At 42.8% G+C, this 20,304-nt stretch carries 17 protein-coding genes; 10 read left to right on the top strand and 7 right to left on the bottom strand.

Going from position 1 to position 20,304, the window contains the following annotated elements:
* Window positions 1-9: 9 nt before the first annotated feature.
* Window positions 10-1,713, bottom strand: coding sequence for a diguanylate cyclase (locus ACEN2L_RS14140; protein WP_441744598.1), 1,704 nt, complete (start codon window positions 1,711-1,713; stop codon window positions 10-12).
* 107 nt (window positions 1,714-1,820) lie between these two features.
* On the opposite strand from ACEN2L_RS14140, the gene ACEN2L_RS14135 reads away from it, so the two are divergent.
* Window positions 1,821-2,516 (top strand): SOS response-associated peptidase family protein, encoded by a 696-nt coding sequence (locus ACEN2L_RS14135; RefSeq protein ID WP_441744596.1) that lies wholly within the window; start codon window positions 1,821-1,823, stop codon window positions 2,514-2,516.
* A gap of 13 nt (window positions 2,517-2,529) precedes the next feature.
* Here ACEN2L_RS14135 and ACEN2L_RS14130 read toward each other — a convergent pair whose 3' ends face one another.
* Complete coding sequence (locus ACEN2L_RS14130; protein WP_441744595.1) at window positions 2,530-3,690, bottom strand: iron-containing alcohol dehydrogenase; 1,161 nt, start codon at window positions 3,688-3,690, stop codon at window positions 2,530-2,532.
* 638 nt (window positions 3,691-4,328) lie between these two features.
* Here ACEN2L_RS14130 and ACEN2L_RS14125 point away from each other — a divergent pair.
* The 3 genes from ACEN2L_RS14125 to ACEN2L_RS14115 are packed head-to-tail and all read left to right on the top strand — an operon-like array spanning window position 4,329 to window position 5,536.
* Window positions 4,329-4,517, top strand: coding sequence for a hypothetical protein (locus ACEN2L_RS14125; protein ID WP_441744593.1), 189 nt, complete (start codon window positions 4,329-4,331; stop codon window positions 4,515-4,517).
* 9 nt (window positions 4,518-4,526) lie between these two features.
* Window positions 4,527-5,057 (top strand): DUF3750 domain-containing protein, encoded by a 531-nt coding sequence (locus tag ACEN2L_RS14120; protein ID WP_441744591.1) that lies wholly within the window; start codon window positions 4,527-4,529, stop codon window positions 5,055-5,057.
* Window positions 5,058-5,107: 50 nt separating this feature from the next.
* Window positions 5,108-5,536: an FKBP-type peptidyl-prolyl cis-trans isomerase gene (locus tag ACEN2L_RS14115; RefSeq protein WP_441744589.1), complete on the top strand. Its 429-nt coding sequence runs from the start codon at window positions 5,108-5,110 to the stop codon at window positions 5,534-5,536.
* Between the two features lie 32 nt (window positions 5,537-5,568).
* Here the strand turns inward: ACEN2L_RS14115 and ACEN2L_RS14110 are convergent, their stop codons facing one another.
* Complete coding sequence (locus ACEN2L_RS14110; protein ID WP_441744587.1) at window positions 5,569-6,255, bottom strand: tRNA-uridine aminocarboxypropyltransferase; 687 nt, start codon at window positions 6,253-6,255, stop codon at window positions 5,569-5,571.
* Window positions 6,256-6,446: 191 nt separating this feature from the next.
* On the opposite strand from ACEN2L_RS14110, the gene ACEN2L_RS14105 reads away from it, so the two are divergent.
* On the top strand, window positions 6,447-7,580 hold the full coding sequence (locus tag ACEN2L_RS14105) for a patatin-like phospholipase family protein (RefSeq protein ID WP_441744585.1): 1,134 nt from the start codon (window positions 6,447-6,449) through the stop codon (window positions 7,578-7,580).
* A gap of 50 nt (window positions 7,581-7,630) precedes the next feature.
* Here ACEN2L_RS14105 and ACEN2L_RS14100 read toward each other — a convergent pair whose 3' ends face one another.
* A complete protein-coding gene (locus tag ACEN2L_RS14100; protein ID WP_441744584.1) occupies window positions 7,631-9,340 on the bottom strand; it encodes a M1 family metallopeptidase in 1,710 nt (569 codons plus the stop codon).
* 292 nt (window positions 9,341-9,632) lie between these two features.
* Between ACEN2L_RS14100 and ACEN2L_RS14095 the strand changes: the two genes are divergently transcribed.
* The 4 genes from ACEN2L_RS14095 to ACEN2L_RS14080 are packed head-to-tail and all read left to right on the top strand — an operon-like array spanning window position 9,633 to window position 13,410.
* On the top strand, window positions 9,633-10,040 hold the full coding sequence (locus ACEN2L_RS14095; protein ID WP_441744582.1) for a DUF2750 domain-containing protein: 408 nt from the start codon (window positions 9,633-9,635) through the stop codon (window positions 10,038-10,040).
* 6 nt (window positions 10,041-10,046) lie between these two features.
* Window positions 10,047-10,601, top strand: a complete 555-nt coding sequence (locus ACEN2L_RS14090) for a DUF6942 family protein (protein WP_441744580.1) — start codon at window positions 10,047-10,049, stop codon at window positions 10,599-10,601.
* 25 nt (window positions 10,602-10,626) lie between these two features.
* On the top strand, window positions 10,627-12,342 hold the full coding sequence (locus ACEN2L_RS14085; protein ID WP_441744578.1) for a SufS family cysteine desulfurase: 1,716 nt from the start codon (window positions 10,627-10,629) through the stop codon (window positions 12,340-12,342).
* Window positions 12,343-12,399: 57 nt separating this feature from the next.
* Window positions 12,400-13,410 (top strand): purine-nucleoside phosphorylase, encoded by a 1,011-nt coding sequence (locus ACEN2L_RS14080; protein WP_441744576.1) that lies wholly within the window; start codon window positions 12,400-12,402, stop codon window positions 13,408-13,410.
* Window positions 13,411-13,473: 63 nt separating this feature from the next.
* Here the strand turns inward: ACEN2L_RS14080 and ACEN2L_RS14075 are convergent, their stop codons facing one another.
* Both ACEN2L_RS14075 and rne read right to left on the bottom strand, forming a co-directional pair.
* Window positions 13,474-14,769 (bottom strand): DEAD/DEAH box helicase, encoded by a 1,296-nt coding sequence (locus ACEN2L_RS14075; protein WP_441744574.1) that lies wholly within the window; start codon window positions 14,767-14,769, stop codon window positions 13,474-13,476.
* A gap of 157 nt (window positions 14,770-14,926) precedes the next feature.
* Window positions 14,927-18,025, bottom strand: coding sequence for a ribonuclease E (gene rne, locus ACEN2L_RS14070; RefSeq protein WP_441744572.1), 3,099 nt, complete (start codon window positions 18,023-18,025; stop codon window positions 14,927-14,929).
* Window positions 18,026-18,602: 577 nt separating this feature from the next.
* On the opposite strand from rne, the gene rluC reads away from it, so the two are divergent.
* Window positions 18,603-19,562, top strand: a complete 960-nt coding sequence (gene rluC, locus ACEN2L_RS14065) for a 23S rRNA pseudouridine(955/2504/2580) synthase RluC (protein ID WP_441744570.1) — start codon at window positions 18,603-18,605, stop codon at window positions 19,560-19,562.
* Between the two features lie 43 nt (window positions 19,563-19,605).
* Here the strand turns inward: rluC and ACEN2L_RS14060 are convergent, their stop codons facing one another.
* Window positions 19,606-20,208, bottom strand: coding sequence for a Maf family protein (locus ACEN2L_RS14060; RefSeq protein WP_306020038.1), 603 nt, complete (start codon window positions 20,206-20,208; stop codon window positions 19,606-19,608).
* Between the last annotated feature and the right edge of the window lie 96 nt (window positions 20,209-20,304).

Genomic DNA, 20,304 nt, shown 5'->3' with positions numbered 1-20,304 from the left:
AACCTTTGACTAGTTGCTGTCTACCCATATTTGCTTTTTGCCCGCGCCTTTGGCTTGATACAAGGCTGCATCGGCTGCACCAATGAGTTCACTGAGTTTGTCATAGTTCTCTGAGCTAGCAAGACCCGCACTAAAGCTACATGTAAAGTCAAATTCGTTAACGGTAAAATTAATGGCTTGAAAGGCAGTGAGAATATTATTCATTTTACGTTCAATGGTTGCGCTGTCGGCATCACTGAACACCACTAAAAACTCTTCACCACCATAACGCCCCACGTAATCTGTTTCACGAATAGATTGCTGGATTAATTGACCTAAGGACACTAATACTTTGTCGCCGCCAATGTGCCCATAGGTATCATTGACCTTTTTAAAGTTATCGAGGTCAATCATCACCACCACGATGGGTTTAATGTGTCTTGATGCCATGCGCATTGCATGTGAAGCAGCTTCCATAATCTGACCATGGTTAAGCACACCAGTTAAACTGTCTCTGGATGCAGCAAAACGAATTTGTTGACTGCGCTGAATACGACTGTCTAGTTGACGTAAGATAAGCTCTGGTGAGGTATCTTTTGGAATAACATCGTCTGCGCCTGCTTCTAAGGCAGCAATTTTAGACATGATGTCGTTATCAGCGGTTAAGAAGATAACAGGTACGTAGTCGTATTTTGCTTGTTGGCGAATAAGCTTTGCCACTTCAAAACCATTGATTTCTGGCATGTGCATATCAAGTAAAAAAATATCAGGATGAAAAGATTCTAAAGAGGTCATGATCTGGTTTGCTTGAGTGAGCACTAATACATCTATGCCTTGTGATTCAAGTAAGGTTTTATAAAAAACGCCCACCGCAGCTTGGTCGTCAAGCAACAAGATTTTATAGGGTCTAATCAAATCAATTTTAAAATTTTTACGAATTTTACTCACTAAAGAAGTGATGTTAACCGGCTTTAATAGAAAGTCATTGACCTCTGCGCGAACCGAAAACAAGCGCGCATCAAATGAGTCATGGGAGGATAGGATAAATACATCAGTATCATATTGAGTGAGTGTTTTAGCTAAGTTGAATACTTCGGTGTTATCGGTTTCTGGCGTTGCTAAGTCCAACAGCACGAGTCTATAAGATGTAGACTCCAGTCCTTTTTTTAATTGTTGTACAGATGAGTAGTGCGTGATGACAAAACCAAATGTAGAGAGTAGTTTGGTTAAAAAGCTACCTACGGCATTATCCTCATCAACGATAGCAATTGAAATTTCGCGATGAGATTTTAAATTGGTGTTGACCGTTTCATCGTTAATTTCAGTCAATGAAACGGGTGACGAACTAGCTGTGATTGCTTGGTGTACCGTTAACAAGGGGTTCGGTACTTGTTCGGATAGAGCCATGAGTTTTTTAATAAGTAAATCAATCAAGGGCGTCATGACTGACAGATCAAGTTCATGGGTTTCACAATTGGCCACATGCTGCTCAATTTGGCCTAACAATTCACTCAGCTTGATATAATTTAGGGCGGCACTGCTGCCCTTTAGACTATGCACTTCAAAGCGAAAAGCCTTAAAGTTGGCGACTACTTGCGTATGCTGAGCAATACGCCATAAGCCTTCAAGTTGGATTAATCGTTGCGACAATTCCTGACTGAAAACCTGACGAAATTCATTTATTTTTTGTTCTAATTTAGTTTGGGTCGCAGTATGTTCAGGTTGGTCTGGCATACTTTTTTTAGTATTTATCAATGGTAATCTCGGACTCTGAATTCAATTAAAATTATTTTCTCACTGCCCATCTTTTGATTGGGTATATTCTTTAATAAGGTAACAGTATGTGCGGTTATGTGGAACTTGAAAATGGTGAAAAATCCATTGAAGGCTTAAAACAATTGAATTTTAATGATTTGCTTGCTGAATTTTCATGCGAACAGACTGAAATAGCGTATCCCGCCTTTGGTGGAGACACTCAACGCAAAATACCTATCATTATCCTCGAACAGGGTGAACTGAAAAAAGTTTACGCAACGTGGTGGTTTGATTGTTTTTTGGAGCAACGGCAATTAGTCACGGGCAAGCGTACTACTTTTAATGCCAGAAATTTAAGCAGCCCATATTGGCAGTCAGCTTTGCATCATCAGCGAGGGATCATGTTAGCCACTGGTTTAGGTGAATCAAAATTAGTCGGTAAAACTAAACAGCAATTTTATTTTTCATCTAAGCAGGCATTTTGTTTAGGTGTGTTGTATCAAAAATTTGCAAATGGGGAATATAGCGCTGCCATTATTACTCGTGATGCCCACCCAAAATTTGAGCCTTATCATGATAAGGCCTTTCCATTATTTTTACCTTTACTGCCTGATTTTGCCAAACTTTGGCTTCAATCAACGTCAACAATTGACCCACGCATTTCTGCGCTGTTAGCCCAGCCTAGGTTGTACCCAAGGCTTGAGGTACAACGGGTTAAAACCTTCAAAGCCAAGGTAGCGATAAAATCTTTTATCTCCCAAACTTTACTGCCTGATGCTTGATGAATCGAACTAACTAAGTCCAAGCTGATTGATACAAAGCCACCATATCTGGTATCGAGGGCACGCGAGGGTTATTCGCTGGAGAGCCGGATGCTAACGCTTGTTCTGCCATGGTCTCTAGTAACGAATGATAGCGTTTTTGTTCGATGCCAAAGGCCGATAAACTTGGTACATCGAGGGTTTGATTCAAACGTTTTAATTCTCTTATTAAGGCCTCATGGGCGCTGCTTAAATTTTCAAGATTATTGACTAAGCCCATATGCATTGCACATTGAGCATATCGTTCAGGCGCATGAGGAATAGAATACTCGGTAATCAGTGGCAGTAACATCGCATTACTCATGCCATGTGGCACGTGAAAGTGCACACCTAGCGGACGGCTCATGCCATGTACCAGCGCCACTGAAGCATTTGAAAAGGCAATGCCTGCTAAACTTGCCCCCATCATCATAGCCTCTTTAGCCTTGAGGTTATCAGCCTCTAAGCAGGCGCTTTGCAAATTTGGTGCAATGAGTTTCATGGCTGCAATAGCCTGTTGATCGCTAAACAGGTTGGCTTTTCGACTTACATAGGCCTCGATAGCATGGGTGAGGGCATCAAGACCGGTATCAGCGGCGACTCTGGGCGGTAAACTTAAGGTAAGTTGATAGTCAATAATTGCAGCAGCAGGCATTAAGCCTGGTCCCATGCACAGCATTTTTTCGTCTGATAGAGAGTCGGTGATAACAGTGACTTTGGTGGCCTCAGAGCCGGTTCCGGCGGTAGTGGGGATCGCAATAACCGGTATACTGTGTTCGGTGATAATTCGAGGCACTTTATAATCTCGCATCTCACCTTGATGCGAGACCAGCAAAGCAATCGCTTTGGCACTGTCAATTGCACTGCCGCCACCTAAGGCAACTAAACAGTCAAATTTGCCAGCTCGGACCATTTCTACAGCGGCTTTTAATGAGCTGTCGTTTGGTTCAGGCATTACATCGCTAAACACTCCAACATTGACAGAGTAAGGCGTTAGAAGCGCCTTTACTTTATCAACCAAGCCCAGCTGTAACATGGTTTTATCGCTGATAATACAAGCTGATTTACATTTTAATGCGTCGAGGGTATCCGGTAGTAATGCCAAGGCGCCACCGCCTACTTGCATGATTTTAGGTAGTACTATGCTGTTTGCCATGCGTCACTCCATTCGAATAATGTAAGCCAGTGTATTGAATAATATGGCAGAAGTAACTCTCTTCTATGGCATCTTGTGAAATCGAGATTAACTTAAAAATTTTCACGTATGAAATATCTTATGTGTATTTTCCTATTAAGTCGTATGGGCCCTTGTTAGTTTTACAAACCATCTCGCTGTTGTGTGCCGCCTTTCCTCTTTGTTACTTATCTTAGCGCTAGAAGTGTTATGTGTGAGATTTGAAGGTAGCCTTGGGCGTTGTTCTGGCAAAGATATCTTGGTTTTTGACTGCCTTACGTAACAATGAGACTTCACCGACGAGAGGCGTGGTAAATGGTCTTTCTACACATTACATCCCAAAATATTCGCATCAAAATCAACACGCTGGCTTGGCTGCTCTCACATTTCCTCAAGTTAATTTGTCATCGGCGCGTTAATTTGGATGATGCTCCGCCCCATGATGGTGTATATCGATTTTTCAGCTATCAAGGATGTGGGAAAACGGCCAATGGCTTAGTATTGACCTTCATTATAAATTGGTTGGTAAAGCTAATTACCACGGCGTTATTAGGCTGCTTGTTTTTAAATGTTGTTGCCCCTAGGGGGATTGTTAAATCGCCACTGATGACATTGCAGGGATGATATTACTGGGTGTTGCGACGTGCACCGCGATAGTATTTGTTTGGAGTCGACTGACTAAAGGCAATGCTAATTACAACTTGGTACAAGTATCGATTAACGACATAATGATGTCTTTTGCATTTGTAAACCGAACGGGGCATTGGATCGTTACATATTACGATTTTAATGTGAGTTACGTTGACTAAGGGTTAAACATGAAAAAAATGATATTAATAGGCTGCTTGAGCTTTTTGCTTGTGGCTTGTAGTAACTCAGACTGGCGCACGGCGAGTCGTGAATCTGCTGGCTTAGCACCTAAACCTGATGCCGTAAAAGAGGCCGTGATTGAAGTTTATGCCGCTGATGCCTTTAGCTGGCGAGGATGGTTTGCGGTGCATACTTGGTTGGCTGTTAAAGCCGAAGATGCCAATGAATACACCGTATTTGAAGTCGTTGGCTGGCGAGTAAATCGTGGCTTGCCTGCTTTGCATGAATATACAACTGTTACGCCTGACCGTTACTGGTATGGTGCAAAACCGGATAAAGTGTTATCGATTCAAGGCGAAAAAGCAGCAGAGTTAATCCCCAAGGTGTTAGACGCTGTGAATCGTTACCCTTGGGCTAACGAATACACAGTTTTTCCTGGCCCAAATAGCAATACCTTTCCTACTTGGGTTGGTCAACAGGTGCCTGAACTCGGTTTAGATATGCCCTTTAGAGCCATTGGAAGCGGTTATGCAGACTAGAGCAGGCGATGTTTATTAGGTTTTATGATAGTGCGAGGCGCGGAGCATAGATGGCAAAAGGTCATAGAAAACTTAATAAAGGTTCAAAGGGGCAGAACAGAGTCGCTAGTGAGCTGTTTGTCCACAAATACCAGCAACAAGAAGGAGTGAGTCGTACTCCAAGCGGGTTACTTTATCGGGTTATCGAGCAAACTGCAGGAATTAAACCGGTATTAGTTAACGAAATAGTGGCCCACCAACGCATACTCAATTTTGATGGCAGTGTGATTGCAGACACCTACAAAGTAGGGATCCCTGACAGGTTTTTATTAAGCGAGGCCATCGAAGGCTTGCAAGAAGGCCTTCAACTAATGCCACTAGGTGCGCGCTACGAGTTTGTGATACCTGCCGAACTGGCATGGGGTAAACGGGGGGTAGGTAATAAAATCGGCCCGAATGCAGTGTTGCAATTTAATGTGCGTTTACTAGACATTAAATAGCAGGGCTTGCTCGGCCTTACTTAGCGCTTAACTTACTCAATAGGCCGTAAATGGGGTTTATGCACCATGTAAGCGTGACGAAATAAACGAAAATAGGTAGCCAAGGCTGTCGCTGCCGCCACGTCTTGCGCCAGATTTAATACGTCGATGGCCACTTCTGCTGTGCACAGTTGATGTAAATGAGCGGCTTCTCTTAATTGATAAGTTGAGGCCGCTGTGGGTTGAATTCCAAGTACGGGTAAGTTAGCTAAATACTCACTTTTAAACATTTTTTTTGCTTCGCGCCATGTGCCATCTAAAAATACAAAAAGTGGAATTTTAGACGCGTGTTGCTCACTAACATCTGCGGCGCTTATCCAGCGTGTTGGCGCTGCATATTGTTGTGGAAATACCACGATAGGCTGATATCTTTTGTCGTTTAAAAGGGCAATTAGCTGTGGATCAAATTCAGTGCGTTGCCACACAAATGCGTGATTATTGGGGATCACGTCTGCAATAATTCTCCCTGTGTTACTGGGTTTGAAATATTCACCGCTATACATAATAAAAAGCACGGCGCTACGACAATTAACTGAGGGACGTTGTGCACAGATACATTCACTTGCTGGCACTAAGCAGTGTTCACAGCGCTGCACTTTGTTGCCTCTGGCTTTGAAAACGCGGGTCGACTTAGTGAGTTCTTGCTTGCGTAACTGCAAGACTGAATTTAGGTGTGACAATGCTAACTGCTCTTACGTAAAAAGTGGCGTAGTGTACGTTAATTTAGCGATATTGGCTTTATTATGTGGTAAAGATATAAAACAAATATTCTGTACAACATTGGTTTTGCACATAGCAATGTGTATGGTTAAGTTGATGTTAAAATGTATATAAATGATGTAGTTACTTTAGTTTTACTGTTAGGAATTGAATGAAAACAGCCTTGGTGTTATCTGGTGGTGGGGCGCGGGGGGCGTACCAAGTTGGGGTATTAAAAGCGATAGCTGAGATTTTACCTCGCTCTTCAACTAATCCCTTTCAAATTGTTTGTGGTACCTCATCTGGTGCCATTAATGCAGCCAAAGTGGCGACAGAAGCGGATAACTTTTTTCAAGCGGTTACAGGACTTGAACATCTATGGTCGAATTTGACCTCTGATCAAATTCACCAAGTGGGCTATTACGACATCATAAAAAGCAGTGTTAAAATTGTCCTGTCTTTTTTCCACAGCGGCATTGCTCAGGGCAAACCCTTATCACTTTTCAATAATCGTCCGCTGTTTAACATGTTGAAACGAAATATCGACATTGCAAGGCTTGATAAGATGATCAAAGAAGAGCGCATTCATGCGCTTTCGATCAGTGCATTAGGTTATACATCGGGGCAAAATATTAGCTTTTTCCAAGGGCATGAAAGCCTGCACTTTTGGAAACGAAGTCGGCGAATAGGCGCTAAAACGGTATTAGAACACAAGCACCTCATGGCATCTTCTGCTTTACCTGCAATATTTCCTGCGGTGCATATCAACCGGGAATATTTTGGTGATGGTGCGTTGCGCCAATCTGCGCCGATGAGTTCTGCTCTGCATCTCGGTGCAGACAAACTTTTAGTCATTGGGGTGAGTGGTTCAGCGATGTCGATGGAAGAGCGACTTGTAACCGTACATTCACCTTCTATCGCTCAAGTGTTAGGAAATTTGCTCAATAGTGCCTTTATTGATTCACTAGAAGAAGATGTGCAAATGTTAGAACGCTTCAATAGTTTGGCGGCTTACATCACACCAGAACAACAGCAAGAGTTACATATACGCCCGGTTGAGCTGTTGGTTATTAAACCCAAAATTAAATTTGAAGAAATGGCGATGAACTTCACTCATGAGTTACCTAAGTCGATGCGGTTTTTATTATCCATGATTGGTGCGAATAAAAAGGGTGGGGGCTCAAGTTTAGCCAGTTATATTCTGTTTGAGCGGGAGTATTGCAAAGCCTTAATCCAAAGTGGTTACGAGGATGCGATGTCGCAGGCAGAGGAAATTCGCCAATTTGTTGGAGTATGTCAGATTTAAGGCCACCAGTAAGTCGGCAGCCCGGGATGTTCTACTGCCGACCTTGTCTGTTATCGTTTTTTCCGTTTTGCTAAGTTTTCCTGACATAAGCCAATAATGGGTAATTGTCGCAATATTTGCATGTCGGGATCGATAACGACTTCGTCTGAGGCCTTAATATTCAGTGTGGTTTTTCCATCCATCATAGGATAAACCGCTAGCTCGCCATTAATTGAAATAGGCACTGGCATAGGAAAGGGTCTATTTGAAGGCGTTGACCAATATAAACCTAATTGTTCGTCTTTGCGGGTAATCTTGAGTTCCGGTAAGGCGGCTTGTTTTAAATACACATCAAACATCCACGTGTAGTCTTTGCCGCTGATACGATTAACGATATCGATAAATTCTTGGGTGTTACGGTATCGTGTCTCGATAGGGTAATTTAGCTTTGCGGTGTCAGCAGTGCCATAGAGTAATTCTCGTGTTGCTTGCCAAAAAACATCATCGCCAAGTAGCCAGCGCAAGGTATGTAATGTCCAGCCACCTTTGCCGTAAATATCTGAGTTAAACGCTTGTTCAGAGCTAATTTGCCCCTCTTTCACCACCGGCTCACAATTGATTAAACCCAAATAAGATTTATACATGGTGTAGTTGTAGGCGCTGCGACCAAATTTTGCCAAGCTATAGGCCGGTTGCATATAAAATCCAAACCCTTCATGTAACCAAGCATCGTTGAGTTTTTCATGAGTCATTAAATTACCGAACCACTCATGCGCTAACTCATGTTGCAGTAACCAGTCGTAACCATTTTCATCTCTGACATATTTTTTGCCGTAAGCATTAATAGTTTGATGCTCCATACCGAGATGAGGAGTTTCAACAAATCCGAGTTTTTGATCGCCCCAGGGATAAGGGCCAAGTTGTTTTTCAAAATAGCTAATTTGCTGGGATAAGTCGTTATTTAGCAGCGTTGTGGCTTGTTCTGCGTGCTCAGTCAATGCCCAAAACTCAATGGGAACTTGAACGCCATTCACGCTTTCATAGCGTTGCTGTATACGCGTGTAAGGACCGATGTTCAAGGCGATATTATAGTCACTGGCAGGGACAGATAATAACCAATCGAACTGTTGTTTGTTGGTGCCTATATTATTTATGTTTTGCAATACGCCGTTAGTTACTGCACTGAGACCTTTGGGCACGGTTAATCGGATGCGCATAGTGTCTGCTTTGTCACTAAAGTGGTCTTTGCAAGGCCAAAATAGATCGCAGCCTTCACCTTGAACGGCAGTGGCTATCCACGGTAAGCCTGCTTCGGTTTCACTCCACACAAAGCCTCCTAACCAAGGAGCATTTAAGGCAACATGGGGTTTACCCTCATAATAAACCGCGACATTAACCTTGCTACCGGTTTTGATGTTTTGACCAAGAGCGATAGTTAAAATACCACCAACACGGCGGTAATTAGTTATTGTTTGATTAACGGTTACTTTTTCAATAGCAAACCGGCTATCAAGCTTTAATTCAAGTTGTTGGGTGTCACTAATAATTAAAAATTCAGTTGTGCCTATGCCTTGTATTCTTTTTTTATCAGGAAATACTTCTAGCTGTAAATCATAACTCAGTACATCGGCACTTTGCGCAGTGGCTGATAACACTTGCCCAGTATCGCCAATAATAGGGTCCAAGGGAGGTTCAATACTACTGCAGGCTACTAAATTAAAGAACGATAGCGCTAAAACGGATTTAATTGAATGTGATATGAAGGTAGGGATAACTGTCATAGGATGATTGCCAAATAAATTTTAAGTTATTATTTACACAAATACTGCCATGAAATCCTAAGTTACACTAGAACGGTGTTTGTTTCTTGTCGTTAATGCATTCTTGGTATGGTTTGCACTACCACCCAAAATATAAGTGCTACTTTAGCCCTTACAAAGGGTACTAATTAGGTTACTATTTTTTGGTGGTATCACTCGTTTTTCGGGAAAACACGCTTATCCCGGGCATGAAAAATGCTATTATCACGCTTTATATTTTGAAGAAGATGAATAAGGTTAAAAAGGAAGTTTTATGAGTGAAGTGTCATCTAAAGAATTTGTTGAACTAAACAAAATGTTACCCGAAGAACGCCTAGATTACACGTTGGCGCAAATGATAGAAAAAGGGTTTTTGTGGGGCTTATTTGGTACCGATGGTTGGGTGATGCTTAAAGCTGACGACGATGTATGTATGCCGATTTGGCCTTGCCAAACATTTGCTACCGCTTGGGTCAAAAATGATTTTCCTAATTGCGAGCCCAGACAAATAGAGTTCACAGATTGGCTAGAAACGTGGTTGCCGGGCATGCAGAGTAACAATACGCTAATTTTAGTTTTTCCCTTGGGCGACGACGAAGAAGGCATTATGCTGGAAGCACGTGAAATGCTTGAATGTATCGAAGAAGATTTAGCCAATTTAGCAGAGAATAAACAAGACTAAAAAGAGATGGTAAATACGATTAGGGGTTTAGGTGATAGTAATGCTCAGTTTCGTGTTTATATTGGTAATAGACCCGCTTTTAAGTTTGCCAAAAGTTCAGACCAATATGTGCCTTTGCTTGCTTCAGAATTGAGAGAAGTAGGATTAGCCTGTGGAAATGGTTGGCGTAAGGTATTTAATGTTTACGCCAAACTCGTTTTCGCGCTGGCTGAGCAAGGACCTGCAGCGAGTAACGTTAGTCAGTTTGACTGCTGGCAAGCATACCGAGATAAGGCATTATTGCAGGCAGATTCAGACACGGCCTTATGTTTTGAACCCTATCAACTGGCCTTGGGTCGTACCAATGCATTGCATATTATCATGGGACGAACTTATGCAAAGCGCCTGCATTTGTCGCCAGACATCGTGTGGTTGGATAATGAATTTGCGTTAGATTTGGCCAGTAAACTTATCGTTTGTCCGTATTTTGATTATCGTCAATTATCAAACAGTAAAATTATTCGCTTAGTCGAAATTATCCTGCAAGTTAATGCTGATAAACACTTGCCTATGCGAGTGTAATTGACAACAATTGCTGGCTATTTATTTGGGTGTAGTCAGTTTGTTGCAAATGCAAAATAATCCTCTTCGCGCGCTTTTCCCACAATTGTTGTCATCGCACGATCACGTGTATTTAGATAGTGCGGCGACTAGTCACAAACCCTCTTCCGTGATTGAACGGCTTAGGACGTTTTACGCCACTGAAAATGCCAATGTTCATCGTTCTAGTCATGTTCAAGCGACTAAGACGACAGAGCAATTTGAGTCGGTACGCCAGCAGGTACAACAGTTTATCGGTGCGCGTAGCCCATCTGAAATTGTGTGGACTAAAGGCGCAACAGAAAGCATTAATTTAGTAGCCAATGGCTTAACAGCGTCTCACTTTAAGGGCAAGAAAAACATAGTGCTGTCAGCCTTAGAGCACCACGCTAACTTAGTGCCTTGGCAGCAATTGGCACTGCGCTACGAGCTTACACTGGCCATTATGCCGGTAGATGACAGTGGCATATTACTGCTTGAGCCCTCACTAGCTTTAATTAACCACGATACCGCCATAGTGGCGATGTCACATGTGTCTAATGCTTTGGGTAATATCAATCCAATTTCGCCCATTATTCGCAAAGCTAAAGAGGTGGGGGCCTTAACCTTAATTGATGGTGCACAGGCGGTGAGTCATTTGCCAGTTGACGTACAGGCTTTAGATTGTGATTTCTATGTATTTAGCGCTCATAAAATGTATGGCCCGACAGGGCTGGGTGTGTTGTTTGGAAAAATGCCTGTATTGGAAAGTCTGCAGCCCTATCAATTTGGTGGGGAAATGATCCAGCAAGTAGAGTATCACAGTGCAACTTTTCAAGCGCCACCCTATAAATTCGAAGCTGGTACGCCCAATATTGCTGGTGTAATGGGCTTGGGTGCAGCATTGACCTTTATTAACCTGCATCGGCAGCAAATACATGACACTGAGAACGAGCTTTATCTTTTTTTGATTAATGCTTTACGTCAGGTTTCGGGTGTAAGGCTGTGGGGCGATAGCAATAGAAGTGTGGCAGTGCAATCCTTTACCGTGCAAGGGCTTGATATTCAAGATTTAAGCATATTGTTAAGTGAGCAGAATATTGCCATTCGGACCGGGCATCACTGCACAATGCCCTTGATGAAACGTCTAGGCATAGCAGGGACATTACGAGTCTCGATGGCATGTTATAACAGCATAGAAGATATCCAACGGTTTATTGACGCACTCAACAGTGCTATAGCCAAACTCAGTTACTCGAACTACCCAGAAATTGATAAACAACAGAGCAGTAAAAGTGAGGCCATAGATGTCCTCACTTTTAATTCTAAAACTACCAGTAACGAGAACTTAAAAGTTTTAGGGCAAAATGTAAAAGCAGCTCGCGGTTGGGATGGTGTTTATCGGCAAATAATGTTGGCAGGAAAAGATCTCGTGCGACTCCCTGATTTTATGAAAACGTCTGAGCATGAAATAGTGGGTTGTGAAAGTCAGGTTTGGCTTCGTTGCGAATTACATGATCAAAACGTGCGCTTACAAGGAGACTCACCCAGTAAAATTGTGCGTGGTTTGTTGGCTATCGTTTTTGAGGTGCTAAATGAGCAAACACCTGAGTATATTTTGAGTTTTGATTTGTCTCGTTATCTGCATCACCTTGGTTTAGCGCGGCACTTGAGTCCTTCAAGGGGCAACGGATTGTCGGCCGTTGTTGCTGAAGTAAAAAAATTTTGCCGGACTACTCAATAAGAGTAGGGGTATACACCTTATTTAACGGTTAATAATAATACAAAAAGGAAGAGGTAAATGGGCAAGTTAGTTAGGGTAAGTGCACTTCTGTTGGCCATCGTTGGCACCTCATTTAAGGTCGTAGCACTAGAGAAACCAATTGAAGTTAAAGTGTTTATCGCGGCCATGTTTGAGATTGGCGATAATAGTGGCGATAGAGCGGGGGAGTTCCAATATTGGTATGAGCGATATTTTAAAAACAGCAACATCGTTCAGGTAAAGGGGGCACTTAATCCAGTTTATTGCAATCAGGATGCTGTTTGTGGTTCTGTCTTGGGGATGGGGAAAGTAGGCTCTTCCGCATCTATTCAAGCTATTGTGCTAAGTGATAAGTTTGACATGAGCCAGAGTTATTTTGTGATCAGTGGCGTCGGTGGTACCCCTCCCAATAAAGGAACTATCGGTGATGTGAGTTGGGGCTCATGGTTAGTGGATTATGATCTTGGACATCGCTGGAAACCAGAAGAAGGTCCTGCGGGGCAACCTACTTTTATGCCGCGTAAAGGTTATGAAAGTATTAGGCGTTACCAGCTTAATCCAGCATTACTTGATTGGAGTCTTTATCTTAGTCAAGGCGTTGAGTTAAAAGATTCTGATGGGGCTAAAGCCTATCGAATGCGTTATCCGCAAAAAGCCGCGCGCTCTTTACCGACTATCAACAAAGGTACGCATATGACAGGTGATACTTTTTTTCACGGGCCTGGCTTGTCCCAAGAGGCCCAATACATCGCATCGTCTTATGGTGCTGATGATTATGTCATTACCGAAATGGAAGCGGCGGCGATTGCTCAGGTATTGTCTCGAAGTGTGGGTACCGAGCGATTAATGAGTTTGCGAGGGGCAGTCAATTTTGACCAAGGTCATCCCAACGAAAGCACCTTGGCTCATCTTGATCCAGCACCCGGCGAAACGGCGGGAGGTTTTGCTGAGACCGTTGAAAATATTGTTTTAGTAGGCGAAAAGGTTGTGGATCACATTGTGCAAAATTGGGCGCAATGGCGCCAAGGCCCGCCGCCTTTTACTAAGTAAGCAGATAAAATAGCCGTCATGTCAATGCGTAATAAATATGACGGCGTGTTGTAGCGGTTGGGTTTATTGTTGCGGTTTTCGCTGTGGGCGCGCCGCACGCTTAGCCTGATGATTGTGACCAGTGCGATTTTCACCCGAACGTTGTCCATCACGATGATCAGGTTTAGGTCTTTTGGGTTTATTCGGTTTTATCGGACGGGTATCTAAACGAGACTCTGGTACTGGATTAGTGGGTTCAAAACCAGCTACGGTTTTGCGGTTTATTACTTGTTTGGTGAATCGCTCAATATCCGCTAACAAACCAAATTCGTCAGCAGCAACAAATGAAATCGCTTGGCCAGTAGCGCCAGCACGGCCCGTTCTGCCGATACGGTGCACGTAATCTTCAGAGACATTAGGCAAATCATAATTGACAACTTGCGGCAACTGGTCGATATCTAAGCCGCGGGCGGCAATATCCGTAGCCACAAGAGCTTTAATTTTACCTTGTTTAAAATCAGCTAAGGCCTTAGTTCGTGCGCCTTGGCTTTTATTTCCATGGATAGCAGCTGCAGCTATGTTTTTGGCTTCTAATTGTTTAACGATCCGATTGGCGCCGTGTTTGGTGCGACTAAATACCAATACTTGTTGCCAATTTTCATCTTTGATTAATTTAACTAAAACGGCCGTTTTTTGCGTTTTATCAACTGGATAAACCCATTGCTCAACAGATTCGACAGTGGTGTTAGCAGGTGATACTGATATTTCAGTAGGATTATTTACCAAGCCTTTTGCCAGTTTGCGAATATCATCAGAGAAGGTGGCAGAAAACATTAAGGTTTGACGTTTGACAGGCAGCAATTTGATGATTTTTTTAATGTCATGAATAAACCCCATGTCTAACATTCTGTCAGCTTCATCTAAGATCAAAATCTCTAGTTGGCTGAACCGAACCGCATTTTGATTATAAAGATCCAGCAAACGTCCTGGTGTTGCTACTAAGATGTCTACGCCTTTGCGCAGTTTAATCATTTGTGGATTGATACCCACACCACCAAACACAACAGCTGAGCGCAAAGGTAAATCTTTACCATATGCTTCAACACTTTCACCTACTTGCGCTGCAAGCTCACGGGTTGGCGTTAGGATTAAGGCTCTGGCTTGATTGGGACCTGCGGGTTTACCCTTGGTTAATAATTCAAGAATAGGTAGGGTAAAACCGGCTGTTTTTCCTGTGCCCGTTTGTGCTGCAGCCATAACATCTTTTCCAGCTAGCACGGCTGGAATAGCCTGTAACTGAATAGGAGAGGGAGTGTTGTATCCTTTGGCCAATACGGCAGAAAGAATTTTGGGTGATAAGCCTAATTCGGCAAAACTCATAGAAAGATCTCAGTATAAAAATTACATGAAACAAGAATTAACTTTAGCATCTTGTTAAAGGGGTGGCTTACTTTGTTGAAGGAAGTGAAGCTCATGTGGGGCAAAACTAACAAAACCGCAAATGCTTGAGCATTTGCGGTTTTAACTAGCTTATTATTTATTCTTCAGAAGTGGGGCGTGTAGCTGGAGCCGTCACACTGAATGCTGCACTTTTAAAGCCTGCTGTCTTACCAGACACTTTAATGGCAGGTCTTGCATCATTGGCAAGCGCTTTGATATCGAGTTCCGTGAAGGCTTCGTCAATAGAGACAGGCCTTGCCATGGGGGCTGAAACAGACTTCTGAACTTTAGCCACCGGTTTAGCTTGCGTAAGCGCTTTACTGACTTTGACTTCAGCTTGTGCGGTAACGGGCTGCTCTGCTGGGCTTTCAGTCTTAGCGGTTTCTACCGGCGCTGCTGGTTGTTCAACAGGTGCTGACTCAAGCGCTTGAACGCTTTTCGCTTCTTCGGTTTTAACGTCTACAGCCACCGCTTCATTTGTTACTTCAGCTTTTACTGGTTCTTGAGGTGCAGGGCTTACCTGTACAGCAGTTTGTTCAGTAACTTCAGATTTGGCATTGGGAGCTTCCGTTACTGAAGGCTCTTGTTGAGAAGGGCGCTTTTGATCAGAAAGTTCCATCACCGCTTGAGCGGGTTCAGGCGTTTTTTCTGGTGCTACAGAAGAGGCTTCATCTTTCGCTACTTTTGCTTCGCTAGGAACCGGTGCGTCAAATTGTAATTCATCTTGAACAACAGCATCTTTTACTTCAGCATCTGCTTTTTCTTCATTTTCTTTACGGCGTTTTTGACCCGCTGCTCGAATATGGCGAGGAGAACGACGACTGCGCGCGCGCGAAGTGTTTTCTTCATTCGATGGTTGTTGTTCACCTGCATCAGCGCTTTCTAGGTTATTCGCTTCAGTCACTTGCTCAGACTGCTCAACGCTTTTATCCTCAACAACCGGAGCTTTAGTTACGGCCTTGGTTTCTGCATTTGCTGCTGGTTTAGGTTGTAGCGGAGTCTCAGTCTGGTCATGTTTACTGATTTGCTCTGGCGCCTGCGTCTCAACAGTATTATTAGCTTGTGCTGGAGCGTCTTTAGCCGGTGCTTTAGGGACGGCTTTATCATCAACGTTGGTATTGGGTTTATCGCCTTCGACACGCACTGTACGACGAGTATCTCTGCGCTTACGACGCTCTGCTACACGTTCGTTTTTCTTAGGTGCGGGTGCAGGTGATTTATTGTCTGCTTGTTTATCTGCTACTACCGCTGTTTCGCTTGTTGCATTAGCTGTGTCATCACGACGAGGTTTATTACGCTTGTCGTCACGACGGGGCCTGCGCTCAGAACGGTTATTGGCTTGTTCATTACCGTCCGCTTTACCTTCGGTTCGCTCTTTTTGCTCGTAGGGTTTAGCTGTTTTGTTTCTATCATTGCGGTTGTTACGGTTATTACGCGGGGCGCGTTCTTTATTTCTGCTATGAGTCGCTTTCTTCGGAACTTCAATAGGCTCTTCTGATTTAAATAAGCCAGATAACCACTTGCTCACTTTCGTCAATAATGACTCGCTTGCTTGAGCTTCTACTTTTTCTGCAGTAGGCGTAGGTACATTCGCCGCTTTATCAGGAGATACTAAGCTTTGAAGGGCTGGCTGTTCACGGGTGACGGGGGCCGCCACAGTGCGATCAGCAACCGTTTCTTCTACTTCTACTAAGGCTAAGTTATAGCTCATTTCCTGTAATACATCGTCAGGACGACGACGTACTAAATTGTAGTGTGGGGTTTCTAATTTGGGATTAGGGATAATGATTAATTGCACACCGTGACGTTTTTCAATACTGGCTACTGAGCGACGTTTTTCGTTCAGAAGATAAGTTGCTACGTTAACCGGTAACTGCGCTTCAATTTGCCCAGTGTTGTCTTTAATGCTTTCTTCTTCCATGATACGAAGAACAGACAACGCCAAAGATTCCGTACCACGAACGGTACCGTGGCCAGAACAACGAGGACAAACGTTATGTGCAGAATCACCCAATGAAGGGCGTAAGCGCTGACGAGACATTTCCATTAAGCCAAAACGTGAAATTCGGCCCAATTGCACACGTGCACGGTCATGTTTGACCGCGTCTTTTAAACGATTTTCCACTTCACGTTGATGGCGAATTGGGGTCATATCAATAAAGTCGATAACCACTAAACCACCTAAATCACGCAGACGCAGTTGTCTGGCAACTTCATCTGCCGCTTCAAGGTTAGTATTGAAAGCAGTTTCTTCGATGTCACTGCCTTTCGTTGCGCGGGCTGAGTTAATGTCGATTGAGGTTAATGCTTCCGTTGGGTCAATAACAATTGAACCGCCAGAGGGCAAGCGTACTTCACGTTGGAAGGCTGACTCAATTTGGCTTTCTATCTGATAATGGCTGAATAAAGGTACTTCGCCACGGTAGAGTTTTACACGATTAACAAAGTCAGGACGCATTTGTTGCACATGCTTTAAGGCACGTTCATGCACATCAACTTGGTCAATCAGTATCTCACCAATATCGCGACGTAGATAGTCACGCAAGGCGCGCACAACCACGTCACTCTCTTGATGAATTAAAAATGGAGCAGGACGGGATTCAGCGATTTCTTTTATACGAGACCAACCTGTCACGAGGTAGTCTAAGTCATAGGCTAATTCTTCAGGAGATTTACCTACCCCTGCGGTACGGACGATTAAGCCCATACCATCGGGTAATTCTAGGCCGTTTAAAGCATCTTTTAAATCGGTACGTTCATCACCTTCGATGCGACGAGAAATACCACCGGCGCGAGGATTATTTGGCATTAAAACTAAGTAACTGCCTGCTAAACTGATAAATGTGGTTAAGGCTGCGCCTTTTTGGCCACGTTCTTCTTTATCAATTTGTACGATAACTTGATGACCTTCTTTGATAACGTCTTTGATATTGGGACGACCATCAAACTTGTAGCCTTGTGGGAAATATTCGCGGGCGATTTCTTTTAGTGGTAAAAAGCCATGGCGGTCAGCACCATAATCTACAAATGCTGCTTCTAAACTGGGTTCGACGCGGGTGATAGTTCCTTTATAGATGTTGGCTTTTTTCTGTTCATGGCCTGGACTTTCAATATCCAAATCATACAGTTTTTGCCCATCTACAAGTGCAACGCGCAGCTCTTCTTGCTGGGTTGCATTGATTAACATTCTTTTCATTCTTGTTTGCTCGGTAAAGTACCGACCGCTCTCGATAAAAGACGTGCAGGGTGATGTGACAATTGCGGTATGCAGCCTCACGACTGTATGCATATTTTAAGTTTTTTAATCGCTTAAGTGTCTCAGCCATTATTAATTAATGCTTTGTTTTATAACACTTTTACCCAAATTCTTTGTGTGGGCACTAGATGCAGCGAGTTATCCAAATTGTTTTTAGCTATTCTTAAAACTTTCAAGCATTCGAACCAACTTACTTGTGGTATTCGGTTGGGTTCAAATGCCTTGTCAATTCATTTACATTCTTTACATCTGTATGGCGATCGATAGTTAAATTAAATCGCTGACGTAAGGGTTCTGTTTAATCACACTGTTGAAAAGTGACTCACTTAACAGTTGCATGTATTGCTTATATACGACTTAGTGTCGTTTGGCTCACAGAACAGGTTTATACATCTGTTTGTTTTTAATATTACTTCGTGCTTAAAAACGGGCGCATTATCACACTAAAGGGTTTAAACTAGCAAGTTATTAAAGCGGTTAGTGTAACAATAGTCATTCCAACTTAAATAGCAGGCATATGAGCGACGAAACATTTTTAAAAGTACAATTTATTACTATTGAACCAGAGCTTGAAGGGCAGAGGATTGATAATTTTTTAAGGACCTTTTTAAAAGGCGTTCCAAAAAGCCTTATTTATCGGATTTTACGAAAAGGGGAGATCAGGGTTAATAAAAAGCGGGTCAAACCAGAATATAAACTGCTTGCCAATGACGAACTGCGTATTCCTCCTATAAGGGTGTCTGAACCAAGTGAGTTACCCTCAACAAAATTAGATAAAGTGTCCAGTTTAGAAAACCACATTTTATTTGAAGACGAATGGATTATTGTGCTGAACAAACCTACAGGTACGGCAGTGCATGGCGGCAGTGGTTTAAGTTTCGGGGTGATTGAAGCATTACGGGCCTTACGTCCGGCTCAAAAATTTTTAGAATTAGTCCATCGTTTGGACCGAGATACCTCAGGCTGTTTGTTGATCGCTAAAAAACGTTCTGCACTGAAAAGCTTACACGAACAACTTCGGGATAAGCAGGTTGATAAGCGATATCAAGCTTTGGTGAGCGGCAATTGGCCCGAAAATCGATTTAAAGTGAAAGCGCCATTGATAAAAAATATTCTTAAGTCTGGTGAGCGCATGGTCTCGGTTAATGAAGAGGAGGGCAAGCCTTCCGAAACGCGGTTTCGAATTTTGAATCAATACAAAGATGCAACCTTAGTTGAAGCCTCGCCTATTACCGGTCGTACTCATCAAATTAGGGTGCATTGTTTACATGCTGGCCATCCTATCGCCTGTGATGATAAATACGGTGACAACAACTTTGATAGTCGAATGCAGCGTTTAGGATTGGGCCGGTTGTTCTTACATGCGTTTTCACTTTCCTTTATTCACCCTAATTCAAATGAACGAGTGAGCTTTCAAGCCCCCTTGGACAATGCGTTAAAAAATGCCTTAGTGAAGTTAGAAAAAGAAAATGCTTAATGTATGTGTTCACCTCAAGTGACATATTTCCCTCTGTGATTCATTAACAGGGGGATTGAGTTTGCATATGCTCGAAAATATCGATTCCCCAATTTGAAAATAATTCCACTAGGGCTATTAAGGGTAAACCCACTAAGGTATTTGGATCTCGTCCTTGTAACTTATCAAATAGCGCGATACCTAAACCTTCACTTTTAAAACTACCAGCACAGTCATAAGGTTGTTCAATGCTTAAATAGCGTTGAATTTGCTGGTCGCTGAGTGCTTTAAAACTAACCTCAAAGGTTTCAACTATCGTTTGCTGTTGTTTGTTAGTGCAATCTAACAAACATAAGCCAGTATAAAAGGTGACTGTTTTTCCACTTAACTGTTGCAACTGCAATTTTGCATTGTAGTGATTACCAGGTTTACCTAAAACGTCGCCCTGACACATTGCGAGTTGATCTGAACCAATAACGAAGCCGTCAGTGTATTGAGTAGCAATTGCTTGTGCTTTTATAAAGGCTAAACGCGCGACTTGAGCTGATACGGTTTCATTTGTTAAGGGACTTTCATCTATATCTGGTGATTGACAGGTAAAAGGTAGAGATAATTTTGCAAGTAAGCTTGCTCGGTAGGGTGAACTTGATGCTAAAATGACTTTCATATTGGATATGTTTGAAAAGCGCTATTAATTATTAAGACATAAAAGCATATTTGTGCTCGGTCTTATACTGTTTTTTATACATTTTCTTTGACTAAA

The sequence above is a fragment of the Flavobacterium sp. W21_SRS_FM6 genome, from assembly GCF_052119645.1.
Classification (GTDB): Bacteria; Pseudomonadota; Gammaproteobacteria; order Enterobacterales; family Alteromonadaceae; genus Paraglaciecola.
Note: the sequence above shows the minus strand (reverse complement) of the source record. Positions and strands in the feature narration are given on the sequence as shown.

Bases quoted from the DNA above. Each gene is read 5' to 3' on its own strand.
- ACEN2L_RS14140 (WP_441744598.1), bottom strand. From the start codon at position 1,713: ATGCCAGACCAACCTGAACATACTGCGACCCAAACTAAATTAGAACAA.
- ACEN2L_RS14135 (WP_441744596.1), top strand. From the start codon at position 1,821: ATGTGCGGTTATGTGGAACTTGAAAATGGTGAAAAATCCATTGAAGGC.
- ACEN2L_RS14130 (WP_441744595.1), bottom strand. From the start codon at position 3,690: ATGGCAAACAGCATAGTACTACCTAAAATCATGCAAGTAGGCGGTGGC.
- ACEN2L_RS14125 (WP_441744593.1), top strand. From the start codon at position 4,329: ATGATATTACTGGGTGTTGCGACGTGCACCGCGATAGTATTTGTTTGG.
- ACEN2L_RS14120 (WP_441744591.1), top strand. From the start codon at position 4,527: ATGAAAAAAATGATATTAATAGGCTGCTTGAGCTTTTTGCTTGTGGCT.
- ACEN2L_RS14115 (WP_441744589.1), top strand. From the start codon at position 5,108: ATGGCAAAAGGTCATAGAAAACTTAATAAAGGTTCAAAGGGGCAGAAC.
- ACEN2L_RS14105 (WP_441744585.1), top strand. From the start codon at position 6,447: ATGAAAACAGCCTTGGTGTTATCTGGTGGTGGGGCGCGGGGGGCGTAC.
- ACEN2L_RS14100 (WP_441744584.1), bottom strand. From the start codon at position 9,340: ATGACAGTTATCCCTACCTTCATATCACATTCAATTAAATCCGTTTTA.
- ACEN2L_RS14095 (WP_441744582.1), top strand. From the start codon at position 9,633: ATGAGTGAAGTGTCATCTAAAGAATTTGTTGAACTAAACAAAATGTTA.
- ACEN2L_RS14090 (WP_441744580.1), top strand. From the start codon at position 10,047: ATGGTAAATACGATTAGGGGTTTAGGTGATAGTAATGCTCAGTTTCGT.
- ACEN2L_RS14080 (WP_441744576.1), top strand. From the start codon at position 12,400: ATGGGCAAGTTAGTTAGGGTAAGTGCACTTCTGTTGGCCATCGTTGGC.
- ACEN2L_RS14075 (WP_441744574.1), bottom strand. From the start codon at position 14,769: ATGAGTTTTGCCGAATTAGGCTTATCACCCAAAATTCTTTCTGCCGTA.
- rne (WP_441744572.1), bottom strand. From the start codon at position 18,025: ATGAAAAGAATGTTAATCAATGCAACCCAGCAAGAAGAGCTGCGCGTT.
- rluC (WP_441744570.1), top strand. From the start codon at position 18,603: ATGAGCGACGAAACATTTTTAAAAGTACAATTTATTACTATTGAACCA.
- ACEN2L_RS14060 (WP_306020038.1), bottom strand. From the start codon at position 20,208: ATGAAAGTCATTTTAGCATCAAGTTCACCCTACCGAGCAAGCTTACTT.